9 protein-coding genes are annotated in these 12848 nt (G+C 61.6%); 8 read left to right on the forward strand and 1 reads right to left on the reverse strand.

Annotated elements, in window-relative coordinates; translation table 11 throughout:
* The first annotated feature begins 30 nt into the window (after positions 1 to 30).
* From ACYAS9_RS20850 to ACYAS9_RS20880, 7 genes are all read left to right on the forward strand, one after another.
* Positions 31 to 1038, forward strand: coding sequence for a diguanylate cyclase domain-containing protein (locus ACYAS9_RS20850; RefSeq protein WP_463570185.1), 1008 nt, complete (start codon positions 31 to 33; stop codon positions 1036 to 1038).
* A gap of 76 nt (positions 1039 to 1114) precedes the next feature.
* A protein-coding gene (gene prfB, locus ACYAS9_RS20855) for a peptide chain release factor 2 (protein WP_459748423.1) occupies positions 1115 to 2210 on the forward strand; the annotation gives its coding sequence in 2 pieces (ribosomal slippage) (positions 1115 to 1186 and positions 1188 to 2210; 1095 coding nt in all).
* Between the two features lie 104 nt (positions 2211 to 2314).
* Positions 2315 to 3817: a lysine--tRNA ligase gene (lysS, locus tag ACYAS9_RS20860; RefSeq protein ID WP_463570186.1), complete on the forward strand. Its 1503-nt coding sequence runs from the start codon at positions 2315 to 2317 to the stop codon at positions 3815 to 3817.
* Positions 3818 to 3927: 110 nt separating this feature from the next.
* Positions 3928 to 5241 carry a flavohemoglobin expression-modulating QEGLA motif protein gene (locus tag ACYAS9_RS20865; RefSeq protein ID WP_463570187.1) on the forward strand — a complete coding sequence of 438 codons (1314 nt, stop codon included), beginning with the start codon at positions 3928 to 3930 and terminating at the stop codon, positions 5239 to 5241.
* 118 nt (positions 5242 to 5359) lie between these two features.
* A complete protein-coding gene (locus ACYAS9_RS20870; protein WP_463570188.1) occupies positions 5360 to 6247 on the forward strand; it encodes an alpha/beta hydrolase in 888 nt (295 codons plus the stop codon).
* Positions 6244 to 6552 carry a hypothetical protein gene (locus ACYAS9_RS20875; protein ID WP_463570189.1) on the forward strand — a complete coding sequence of 103 codons (309 nt, stop codon included), beginning with the start codon at positions 6244 to 6246 and terminating at the stop codon, positions 6550 to 6552. Before ACYAS9_RS20870 ends, ACYAS9_RS20875 begins: the two co-directional genes overlap by 4 nt.
* Positions 6553 to 6611: 59 nt before the next feature.
* Positions 6612 to 9158, forward strand: coding sequence for an excinuclease ABC subunit UvrA (locus tag ACYAS9_RS20880; protein WP_463570190.1), 2547 nt, complete (start codon positions 6612 to 6614; stop codon positions 9156 to 9158).
* Between the two features lie 24 nt (positions 9159 to 9182).
* On the opposite strand, the gene ACYAS9_RS20885 is transcribed toward ACYAS9_RS20880, so the two are convergent.
* Positions 9183 to 10439, reverse strand: a complete 1257-nt coding sequence (locus ACYAS9_RS20885) for a patatin-like phospholipase family protein (protein WP_463570191.1) — start codon at positions 10437 to 10439, stop codon at positions 9183 to 9185.
* A 304-nt stretch (positions 10440 to 10743) separates the two neighbouring features.
* Between ACYAS9_RS20885 and ACYAS9_RS20890 the strand changes: the two genes are divergently transcribed.
* A complete protein-coding gene (locus ACYAS9_RS20890) occupies positions 10744 to 12831 on the forward strand; it encodes a TonB-dependent siderophore receptor (protein ID WP_463570230.1) in 2088 nt (695 codons plus the stop codon).
* Positions 12832 to 12848: the final 17 nt, after the last annotated feature.

A 12848-nucleotide genomic window follows, 5' to 3' on the forward strand; every position in this document is an offset into this window, starting at 1 on the left:
CACCCAAAGCCGGTGACCAGGAGACGCCTCATGCATGACTTTCAGCCAGAAGACTTCAGGGCCCCGGATGAAAACGCCGCCATGGTGCTGCTGGTCGACGATCAGGCAATGATCGGCGAGGCCGTGCGTCGCGGGCTGGCCAGTGAAGAAATGATCGACTTTCACTTTTGCGCCGACCCGCATCAGGCCATTTCCCAGGCGATCCAGATCAAGCCGACCGTGATCCTGCAGGATTTGGTCATGCCCGGCCTGGACGGCCTGACCCTGGTGCGCGAATACCGCAACAACCCGCTGACCCGGGACATCCCGATCATCGTGCTGTCGACCAAGGAAGACCCGCTGATCAAAAGCGCCGCCTTTGCCGCCGGCGCCAACGATTACCTGGTCAAGCTGCCGGACACCATCGAGCTGGTGGCGCGTATCCGCTACCACTCGCGCTCCTACATGACCCTGCTGCAGCGCGACGAAGCCTACCGCGCGCTGCGTGTCAGCCAGCAGCAATTGCTCGACACCAACCTGGTGCTGCAACGGCTGATGAACTCCGACGGCCTGACCGGGCTGTCGAACCGTCGGCACTTCGACGAATACCTGGAGCTGGAATGGCGCCGCGCAACGCGCGAGCAGAGCCAGCTGTCGCTGATGATGATCGATGTCGACTACTTCAAGGCCTACAACGACAACTTCGGCCACCTCGAAGGCGACGAAGCGCTGCGTCAGGTCGCCAAGGCGATTCGCGCCAACTGCAGCCGTCCGTCGGATCTGCCGGCCCGTTACGGCGGCGAAGAGTTCGCCATGGTCCTGCCCAATACCACACCGGGCGGCGCCCGCCTGCTGGCAGAAAAACTGCGCCAGAGCGTGGCCGGCATGAACATCCCGCACATCGCCCCGGACGCCGGCGCGCACCTGACGGTGAGTATCGGTGTGGCGACTACGGTGCCGCAGCCGGGCAGTAACAGCCGGCAGTTGATACTGGACGCGGATAAAGGGCTGTATGCGGCCAAGCATAACGGGCGTAATCAGGTGCAGGTGGGAGGGTAGGAATAGGCTGCTTTCACCCCGCCCTCTGGGGTATACTCGCCGGCTTTGAAAATTTCGCCTGCGAGTGCTGACTACCATGGAAATCAATCCGATTCTAAACAGCATCAAGGACCTCTCCGAGCGTTCCCAAACCATTCGGGGGTATCTTTGACTACGATCACAAACATGATCGTCTGACCGAAGTTACCCGCGAGCTCGAAGACCCCGCTGTCTGGAACAAACCTGAATACGCGCAAAACCTGGGCCGCGAACGCTCCCAGCTGGCGCTGATCGTCGACACCCTCGACGAGCTTGGCAGCGGCCTGACCGATGCCCGTGACCTGCTGGAAATGGCTGCCGAAGAAGAAGACGAAGGCGCGGTCGCCGACGTGGCAGCTGAAGTCGAGCGCCTGCGCGAGGCGCTGGAAAAGCTCGAATTCCGCCGCATGTTCAGTGGCGAGATGGACCCCAACAACGCCTACCTCGACATCCAGGCCGGTTCCGGCGGCACCGAGGCTCAGGACTGGGCCAACATCCTGCTGCGCATGTACCTGCGCTGGGCCGACAAGCGCGGCTTCGACGCGACCATCATGGAGCTGTCGGCCGGTGAAGTCGCCGGTATCAAGGGCGCGACCGTACACATCAAGGGTGAGTACGCCTTTGGCTGGTTGCGCACCGAGATCGGCGTGCACCGTCTGGTGCGCAAGAGCCCGTTCGACTCCGGCAACCGTCGCCACACCTCGTTCTCGGCGGTGTTCGTCTCGCCTGAAATCGATGACAACATCGAAATCGAGATCAACCCGTCCGACCTGCGCATCGACACCTACCGCTCCTCCGGTGCCGGTGGTCAGCACGTAAACACCACCGACTCTGCGGTGCGTATTACCCACGTGCCGACCAACACCGTGGTCAGTTGCCAGAACGAACGTTCCCAGCACGCCAACAAGGACACCGCCATGAAAATGCTGCGGGCCCGGTTGTACGAGCAGGAAATCCAGAAGCGCAATGCGGCCTCCCAGGCGCTGGAAGACACCAAGTCCGACATCGGCTGGGGTCACCAGATCCGCTCTTACGTTCTGGATGCTTCGCGCATCAAGGACCTGCGGACCAGCATCGAGCGCAGCGACTGCGACAAGGTGCTCGACGGCGACCTGGACGAGTATCTGATCGCCAGCCTCAAACAAGGCCTGTGAGGGTTTACCCGTAAGGCGACACAACAGCAGCGGGCAGCCCGGACTGCCCGCCATCCCTTGCCGCAGGCGAGGGACAATGAACCTGTGATGGAATAACTGAAGACATGAGCGACCAACAACCCGACTCGCAAGCCCTGCAACAGGAAGAAAACACCCTGATCGCCCTGCGCAAGGAAAAACTTGCCGCAGAACGCGCCAAGGGTCAGGCCTTCCCCAACGACTTCCGTCGCGACAGCTACTGCAACGACCTGCAGAAGCAGTACGTCGACAAGACCAAGGAAGAGCTGGCCGAGGCTGCAATCCCTGTCAAGGTTGCCGGTCGCATCATGCTCAACCGTGGCGCCTTCATGGTGATCCAGGACATGACCGGTCGCATCCAGGTCTATGTCAACCGCAAGACGTTGCCTGAGCAAACCCTGGCCGAGGTCAAGACCTGGGACCTGGGCGACATCATCGCTGCCGAAGGCACCCTGGCCCGTTCCGGCAAGGGCGACCTGTACGTCGAGATGACCAGCGTACGCCTGCTGACCAAATCGCTGCGCCCGCTGCCGGACAAGCACCACGGCCTGACCGACACCGAGCAGCGCTATCGCCAGCGCTATGTCGACCTGATCGTCAACGAAGAAGTGCGCGACACCTTCCGCGTGCGCTCGCAAGTCATCGCGCACATCCGCAGCTTCCTCAACAAGCGCGACTTCCTTGAAGTCGAAACGCCGATGCTGCAAACCATTCCGGGTGGCGCGGCGGCCAAGCCGTTCGAAACACACCACAACGCACTGGACATGGCCATGTTCCTGCGTATCGCGCCAGAGCTGTACCTCAAGCGGCTTGTTGTGGGCGGGTTTGAAAAAGTGTTCGAGATCAACCGCAACTTCCGTAACGAAGGCGTCTCGACCCGTCACAACCCTGAATTCACCATGTTGGAGTTCTACCAGGCGTACGCCGATTACGAAGACAACATGGACCTCACCGAAGAGCTGTTCCGTGAGCTGGCGCAGCTGGTGCTCGGCACCACCGACGTGCCGTACGGCGACAAGGTGTTCCACTTCGGCGAGCCGTTCGTGCGCCTGTCGGTGTTCGACTCGATCCTCAAGTACAACCCCGAGCTGACCGCCGATGACCTGCAGGACATCGACAAGGCCCGCGCCATCGCCAAGAAAGCCGGCGCCAAGGTGCTGGGCTTCGAAGGCCTGGGCAAATTGCAGGTGATGATTTTCGAAGAACTGGTCGAGCACAAGCTGGAGCAGCCGCACTTCATTACCCAGTACCCGTTCGAAGTGTCGCCACTGGCGCGCCGCAACAACGAAAACCCGAACGTCACCGACCGTTTCGAGCTGTTCATCGGTGGCCGTGAAATCGCCAACGCCTACTCCGAGCTCAACGATGCCGAAGACCAGGCCGAACGCTTCCAGGCCCAGGTGGCCGACAAGGACGCCGGCGACGACGAAGCCATGCACTACGATGCCGACTTCGTGCGTGCCCTGGAGTACGGCATGCCGCCGACCGCCGGTGAAGGCATCGGCATCGACCGTCTGGTCATGCTGCTGACCAACTCGCCGTCGATCCGCGATGTGATCCTGTTCCCGCACATGCGCCCACAGGCGTAAGCCGGAACAAACGAACCGCCTGTTTATGTAATGTGAACAGGCGGTTTTTTATGCGCGGCATAAATGTTGACGGACCTTGTCCGTGGCATGGAATATCGGGCGTTGTGTTTATGCAGGACGTCAACAACAGGATCAAGGAGTACCGGGTGGACGATTACCAGCAGACTATTCGCGTGTTATCCGACCGCATCGTGGCGGCGCAAACACCGATTCGCGTACTGGATGCGGTGAAGTGGGACGACGGCGTGCGCAAGACCTTTCTGGCCGCCAAGGGCAAGGAACTGCCCATTGTCGATCGCGCCTATTACGAAGGCCGCCCGCTGGGCTTCGATGCCGGTGTACTGAAGCAGGAATTCCAGAACATCGAGCGCGACATCACCCGCCAGCTCGGCCAGTTCAACCCGGCGGGGCAGATCATGCGCCGCATGTGCCGCGAATACCGCATGGTGGTGCGCATGTTAGAGGCGCGCGGCACCCAGGATTTCGGCCTGATTTCCCAGGAACTGTACGGCGCGGCCTCCGATGCCTTTCATGCCGGCGACCCGACCCTGTCTGACCTGGGCCTGATGCTGTCCGGTTACCTGAACAACATTGCCGGTCGTGGCGACCTCAAGGACGAGCCCAAGACCCTCACCGCCAAGGACGCCGTGGCCATGCTGCAAAGCCGGCTGAACCGGGTGTTCGGTGAGGCCGAGGATACCGTGCGGGTGTTCGAGTCCGACGGCATCGTCGCCGATGCGGCGGCCGGCGCCGACTACATCAAGGTGCGCTCGGACGCGATGTTCAACGAGCGCGATGTACGCGCGCTGGAAGTCCATGAAGGCCTGGTCCACGTCGCCACCACCCTCAATGGCCAGAACCAGCCGATCTGCACCTTCCTGTCCAAAGGCCCGCCCTCATCGACGGTGACCCAGGAAGGCCTGGCGATTCTGATGGAAGTGATCGCGTTTGCGTCCTATCCCAGCCGCCTGCGCAAACTGACCAACCGCACCCGCGCCATCCACATGGCCGAGGAGGGCGCCGACTTTATCGAGGTGTTCAACTTCTACCGTGAACAAGGCTTCGGCATGTCCGAAAGCTATGGCAACGCCAGCCGCGTATTCCGTGGCTCGACCCCCAACGGGCTGCCGTTCACCAAGGACCTGTCGTACCTCAAAGGCTTCATCATGATTTACAACTACATCCAGCTGGCCGTGCGCAAAGGCAAGCTGGAGCAGGTGCCGTTGCTGTTCTGCGGCAAGACCACGCTGGAAGACATGCGCACCTTGCGCCAACTGGTCGACGAAGGGCTGGTGATCGCGCCCAAATACCTGCCCGACCAGTTCCGCGACATGAATGCCTTGTCGGCGTGGATGTGCTTCTCAAACTTCTTGAACCACCTGAGCCTGGACCGGATCGAAGCGGATTATTCGAATATTTTGTGATGGGCCGGGCCGCTACCCGTAGGACCGACTTCAGTCGGGAAGCAGACGCCACCGATTCGCGTCATTCGCAGCTAAAGCAGCTCCTACGGGGACCGTGCACTATTCAGGGAATGTATATTTGAAACTGATCGCCATCCTGGCCCTGTTGCTGACCCTCAGCGGTTGCAGCAGCCTGCTGTTCTACCCCGAAACCGGTCAGCCCTTTACCCCCGCAAAGGCGCAGCTGGCGTATCGCGACATCACCCTGACTGCCGCCGACGGCACGCGCCTGCATGCCTGGTGGCTGCCGGCCAGACCGGGCGTGCCGGTCAAGGGCACGGTGCTGCATTTGCACGGCAACGGCGGCAACCTGGCCTGGCATCTGGGCGGTAGCTGGTGGTTGCCGGAGCAGGGTTATCAGGTGCTGATGCTCGACTATCGCGGCTACGGCCTGTCGCAGGGCGCACCCAGCCTGCCGGCGATTTATCAGGATCTGGACGCTGCCTTCGCCTGGCTCGATAACGCGCCCGAGGTCAAGGACCGGCCGCGTATCGTGCTCGGGCAAAGCATCGGCGGCGCGCTGGCCGTGCACTATCTGGCGCAACATCCCGAGCAGCGTCAACGCCTCAAGGCGCTGGTTCTCGACGGCGTCCCGGCCAGCTACCGCGATGTGGCCCGTTATACGCTGGGCACTTCTTGGCTGACCTGGGCGCTGAAGCGCCCGTTGTCCTGGCTGATTCCCGATGGCGACAGCGCGATCAACAGCCTGGCGCAGCTCAAGGGCACGCCGATGCTGATCTTCCACAGCCTGGACGACACGCTGGTGCCGCTCGACAACGGCTTGGCCCTGTACAAGGCCGCGCCGTTGCCGCGTGTGCTGCAACTGACCCGCGGCGGCCACGTGCAAACCTTCGCCGACCCGACCTGGCGCCAGGTGATGCTGCGTTATCTCGACGACCCGCAACACTTCAACGGCCTGCGCCGGCTGGGCGAAATCCCCAATTACCAAGGGGAGTCCGCACCGTGACCGAGCAGCGCAACCTTATTCCGCTGATTTTGACGGCCGTGGCCAGCATCGCCGGCACGGTCGCGTGCCTTGGCTACTACGGCTACCTGCACTTCGCCAAACCCGAAGACGCGCTGTTGCTCAACGAATTCACGATGCTCAAGACCGTGCCCGGCGAAGATCAGCGCGCCAGCCTGAACCCGGCCGACCAGGTGGCGCAGTGCATCGACGGCGTGCTCGTGCTGTTCGATACACAGCAGAAAGGGCTGAGCGGCGTGCTGGTCGATGAGCGCAAGCGCGCCGTGCGCTGCACATCGGCGCAGTAGATCCGGACTGGGTGCGGTCCATTGCCTTACCGCCTTTGCCGTATCAAGGAATTCCCTTCATGCCTTCAAACCTCGACACGCCCTTGACCCCCGCCTTGCCGCACAGCTCCGGGTTCGTCCGGGTGCGCGGTGCGCGCGAGCACAACCTCAAGAATGTCGACGTCGATATTCCCCGCGATGCGCTGGTGGTGTTCACCGGCGTCTCGGGCTCCGGCAAATCGTCGCTGGCCTTTTCGACGATTTATGCCGAAGCCCAGCGCCGCTATTTCGAGTCGGTTGCACCGTATGCACGGCGGCTGATCGACCAAGTCGGCGTGCCCGATGTCGACGCCATCGAAGGCCTGCCGCCAGCAGTCGCGCTGCAACAGCAACGTGGCACACCGAGTGCGCGCTCCTCGGTGGGCAGCGTCACGACCCTGTCGAGCCTGATCCGCATGCTTTACTCGCGCGCCGGTTCCTATCCGGACGCCCAGCCGATGCTCTACGCCGAGGATTTCTCGGCCAACACGCCACAAGGCGCGTGCCCGCAATGCCATGGCATCGGCCGGGTGCATGAGGTCACCGAAGCCAGCATGGTGCCCGACCCTTCTCTGACCATTCGCGAGCGCGCCGTGGCCGCCTGGCCGCTGGCCTGGCAGGGCCAGAACCTGCGCGACATTCTGGTGACCCTGGGCTACGACGTCGATATTCCATGGCGCGACCTGCCCAAAAAGCAGCGCGACTGGATTCTGTTCACCGAAGAAACGCCCACGGTGCCGGTGTATGCCGGACTGACCCCGGCACAGACCCGCACCGCGCTCAAGCGCAAGCTGGAGCCCAGTTACCAGGGCACGTTCAGCGGTGCGCGGCGTTACCTGCTGCACACCTTCATGCACTCGCAAAGCGCGCAGATGCGCAAGCGCGTGTCGCAGTACATGCGCGCCAGCCCGTGCCCGGCGTGCGAGGGCAAACGCCTCAAGCGTGAGGCGCTGACCGTGACCTTCGCAGGCCTGGACATCGCCGAGCTGTCGCACCTGTCGTTACAGGCGCTGGCCGAAGTGCTTGCGCGGGTAGCCGCCGATGACTACCTGCAACACGAAGACCCTGACCTGTCGCTGGAAAAGCGCCTGGCCGCGCAGCGCATTGCCAAGGAACTGCTGGAGCGCATCACCACCCTGATCGATCTGGGCTTGGGCTATCTGGCGCTGGAGCGCAGCACGCCGACCTTGTCGTCCGGCGAACTGCAACGCCTGCGCCTGGCCACCCAGCTCAACTCGCAATTGTTCGGCGTGATCTACGTGCTGGACGAACCGTCCGCCGGCCTGCACCCGGCCGACAGCCAAGCGCTGTTCGATGCCTTGCAACGGCTCAGAGCCTCGGGCAACTCGGTGTTTGTGGTTGAACACGACCTGGACACCATGCGCCGTGCCGACTGGCTGATCGATGTGGGACCTGCGGCTGGCGAACAAGGTGGGCGCATTTTGTACAGCGGCCCGCCCGCAGGGCTTGAGCAGGTCGCTGAGTCGCGCACCCGCGCCTATCTGTTTGCCGAGCCCGACCTGACGCCGCGTAAATCGCGCCCGGCAGATGACTGGCTGCGCCTGCAAGGCATCACCCGCAATAACCTCAACAACCTGAACGCCGACTTTCCACTGGGCTGCTTCACCGCCGTGACCGGGATTTCCGGCTCCGGCAAATCCAGCCTGATCAGCCAGGCCTTGCTGGAACTGGTCGGCAGCCATCTCGGCCAGGCCAGCCCGGCGACAGACGCTGTCGAATCAAGCCTGGAAGACGAACCGCAGCAAACCAGTGGCGGTCATGTCAGCGCCGGGCTTGAGGGGTTGAAACGGCTGGTGCAGGTTGACCAGAAACCCATCGGCCGCACCCCGCGTTCCAATCTGGCGACCTACACCGGGTTGTTCGATCACGTGCGCAAACTGTTCGCCGCCACCGAACAGGCGCAGGCACTGGGCTTCGATGCCGGGCAGTTTTCCTTCAACGTCGCCAAGGGCCGCTGCGAAACATGTGAAGGCGAAGGCTTTGTCAGCGTCGAGCTGCTGTTCATGCCCAGCGTCTATGCACCATGCCCGACCTGCCACGGCGCCTGTTATAACCCCGAAACCCTGGCCGTGACCTGGCAAGGCCTGAACATCGCCCAGGTGCTGCAACAGACCGTCGACCAGGCCTACGACACCTTTGCCGAGCAACTGGCTGCCCGACGCGCCTTGCAGGTGCTGAAGGACATCGGCCTGGGTTATTTGCGCCTGGGCCAGCCGGCCACCGAGCTGTCGGGCGGCGAGGCGCAGCGGATCAAACTGGCCACCGAGCTGCAACGCATGGCTCGCGGCAAAACCCTGTATGTGCTGGACGAACCCACCAACGGTTTGCACCCGCAGGACGTCGACCGCTTGATGGTGCAACTCAATCGGCTGGTCGATGCCGGGCACACGGTGATCGTGGTCGAGCACGACATGCGCGTGGTGGCGCAGAGCGACTGGGTGATCGACATCGGTCCGGGCGCAGGCGAGGCGGGGGGTAAAGTCGTGGTGGCCGGGACGCCGCAGACCGTGGCGAAGAACAAAGACAGCCGCACCGCCTCTTTCCTGGCCAGCGCGCTGCAAGGCTGAGCGCCGGCCAGTACTGGAACAAGGTCAGCTCAGGCGCGCCTGCTCGGCGATAAGCTGCCTGAGCGCCTTGTATTTTTTCCAGTCGAATGTGCTCAAAAAATCAGCCGCGCACTGGGCGCCCTCAAGAAACAGATCGGTCTTTTTCGCGTCCGACATATTGAAGTCAAGCCAGTTGAAGCCTTCTGCCGGAATCCAGGTCACCAACTGCTTATAGTCCGGGTTACGACGGATAAAGTCGTAGTCCAGGGTGTGACGGGCAGCGTTGAAGATCCGGTTGAACAGTTCCAGGGGGCCGTTGATCGAGGCCAGCTTTTTGTCCAGCTCAAGCTTGACGCCAAAGGTCGGCGCACGGGGGACTTTCCTGGTGTTATGAAAGATATCAATCGGAAAGTTTGACATGACCCCGCCGTCAATAAACAGCACCGTGTCCGGGACTTTCCCGGCGTCGGCAATCGAAAAGTTGGCCAGTGTTTCCCAACGTGCCCTGACACTGGCTGTGTCCGGGAGATGGGTGACGGTCATCGGTTCAAAGAAATAAGGAATGGACATTGAAGCCCTGGCAAATAACGCCGGGTTGAGGTTACCCACATCCCGCCAATAAAGGCCCGCCATGCGAGGAAATTCAACTTTGGTTTCGGTGGTGATGTCGGCGGCAATAATCGCCAGGCCAAAAAGATCATCATTTTCGTCAAGGGTTTGCGGCGCTCTTTCAGGTCGCAGTGTTAAACCGGTGGGCCAGGTGTTCACGCGCTTGAGCAGTTGATCGACGGTCTCAATGCCATTGTCTTTCAATAGCCGGGTCAGCCACTCGGTGAAGGTCTTGCCAGGGTTGAGCCCCAGATTGTTTTTCAGGTTATCGATGACTTGCGCCGCCTTGATGGCCAGCTTCAGGCTGCCTGCGCCCTCGATCCAGCTGCTGATCAGGTCGCGCGCGTCAGCGTCGCCATCGACAAACTCGATAAAGTTTTTGTTGGCCAGTTCACGCAGCAGCTTTTCGCTTTTCGGTTGACCGGGTTCATCCAGCCCCGCAAGCAGAAGGGCAGTGATAGAACCTGCCGATGTTCCACCCAACCCGAGAAAACGAATACCGGCATGCTCAAGGGCATGTATATACCCGACCAGAGCAATGCCCAGCATGCCGCCGCCTTCCATTACCAGGTCTACATATTGATTACCTTGCGCATCGATAATGTCGCTGAATACTTTGTCTTTGCAGTGTCGGTCGATCTGCGTCAGCGTATTGTTTAACCGAGGGTCATCGAGCAGTGTTTTCAAGTCCATTTTTATTCTCGTTTTTTATACAGGTGGACACGTTAACAACAGGTGAGTGATGCATTGCTGAGAGCAAGGCGCTATTGGCTAAGTGGGCGGGGATCATCCTGTTTAAATGAGGTGCTTATAATTTAGCGTTCAGCCGCATGCGTGCCAGCGAGCCGGATAAACGGCCGCGTCAGCAGGCATGGGGCGGTGCATCGTCACAATCCAGCTAAAGAATGTTACATTTTGAAATAATTATCCTTTGCTTCACAATAGCGATTCCTTCTCATTCCCATCAGGAACCGCGACTGTGAAACCCCGCCTCCCCATGACCCTGCTGCTGACAGGTGCCTGCAGTGTCCTGCCACTGGCTCATGCCGCCGATGAATTGACCCTGCCGGCTACCCAGATCCAGACCACCGAGCAGCAGCAAAACACCGAAAGCCAGGGGTATCAGGGCAAGGCGGCCAGCAGCACCACGCGCCTGGGCCTGAGCGAAAAACAGACGCCGCAAGCGATCACCACCATCACCCGCGAGCAACTGGACGACTTCAAGCTCAACAGCGTCAAGGACGCGCTGCGCAGTGCGCCGTCGGTGACCGTCGAGCAGACCGAGACCGACCGCACCAGCTTCACCTCGCGCGGTTTCGATATCGATAACTTCGAATACGACGGCATGGGCATGCCGTTCGCCACCGGCCTGCTGGTCGGCGATCTGGACCTGGCCGAGTATGAACAGGTCGATATCCTGCACGGCGCCAACGGCTTGATGAGCGGCAGCGGTAACCCGTCGGCCACAGTCAACTTCGTGCGCAAGCGTCCCACCTACGAGACGCAGGCGAGCATCGGCATGAGCGTCGGTTCCTGGGATAACCGCCGTGTCGACGTCGATGTCTCAGGCCCCTTGACCGACAGCGGCAATGTGCGCGGGCGTTTCATCTATGCCAATGACACCGGCAATTCCTGGCTCGACCGCTACAGCCACGAGCGCAACGTGGTTGCCGGTTTGCTGGCCTTCGACCTCAGCGAGGCCGACACCCTGACCGTGGGCTACTCCGACACCAAGAGCAATTCCAACGGCAGCAGCTGGGGCAACCTGCCGCTGGTCGACGGCGCCGGCAACCTGATCCACTACAGCAGCCGCAGTTCCAGCATCGGCCAGGACTGGACCTACTGGGACGTGCACACCCAACGTGCGTTCGCCGAGTGGGCGCATGACTTCGGCGGCGGCTGGAACGGCACGCTCACCGTAACCGGCGTGCAGCAGCACAACGACACCAAGATGTACTACGTACTGGCCGATGTCGGCGACGACGTCTACGCCTACCCCAGCCACACGCGCACCCGCAACAATCAACTGCTCGGCGAGGCGAAAGTCAGCGGCCCGTTCAGCCTGTTCGGGCGTGAGCACCAACTGACCCTGGGCGCCAACTACGGTCGCGCGCGCAATCATGAGCGCGGTTACTACGTCAGTGCCGACGAATACGTGATGGGCAGCCTGGCCTCCACCGTGTCGGGCAGCGTTGTCGAGCCAGAAATGGCGTTCACCAGCGATGCCGAAACCTCAGACTTCACCGACCGCCAGAAGAGCGTCTATGCCGGCACCCGTTTCAGCCTGGCCGACAACCTGCACTGGATCGTCGGGGCGCGCATGCTCAGCGCCGACAGCGATGGCACCGACTACGCCCAGCCGCGCGATGTGCGTATTCATGGCAAGGTTACGCCGTACACCGGGCTGGTCTATGACCTCAACGACGACTACGCGCTGTACGCCAGCTATACCAAGATCTTCAACCCGCAATATGTGCTGGGCACCGACGGTCGCCTGCTTGATCCGCTGGAAGGCCACAGCTATGAAGTGGGCGTGAAGGGCAGCCTGCTCGACAAACGTCTGAACGTCACCGCCGCGCTGTTCAAGACCGAGCAGCAGAACGTCGCTGAAGGCACCAGCGAATATCAAGGCTCGCGTCAGCTGTACCAAGGCCTGGACTACAAGAGCCATGGCCTGGAATTGGGCGCAGCCGGTGAAATCGCCGAGGGCCTTGAGCTCAATGGCGGCTACACCTATGTGCGCATCGACGACGATGAAGGCGACCGCGCGCGCAAATACGTGCCGACCCACACCGTGCGCGGCAGCCTGACCTACCGCCTGCCGGGCCTGCCGCAAGCCAGGGTCGGCACCCGCGTGGCCTGGCAAGGCGCGGTCGAAAGCGACAGCGACAGCCACGTGCGCCAGAACGCCTACGCCCTGGTGGACCTGATGGCCAGCTACGACATCGACAGCCACTGGAGCACCGCGCTGAACCTCAACAACGTCACCGACCGCAAATACTTGCTCTCGCTGTACCAGAGCGCGACCACCGCCAACTACGGCGCACCGCGCAATGTCACCGCCTCGGTGAGCTGGAAGTTCTGATGCGCAAGGGAGTGAAA

The sequence above is a fragment of the Pseudomonas sp. HP_08 genome (genome assembly GCF_055284095.1).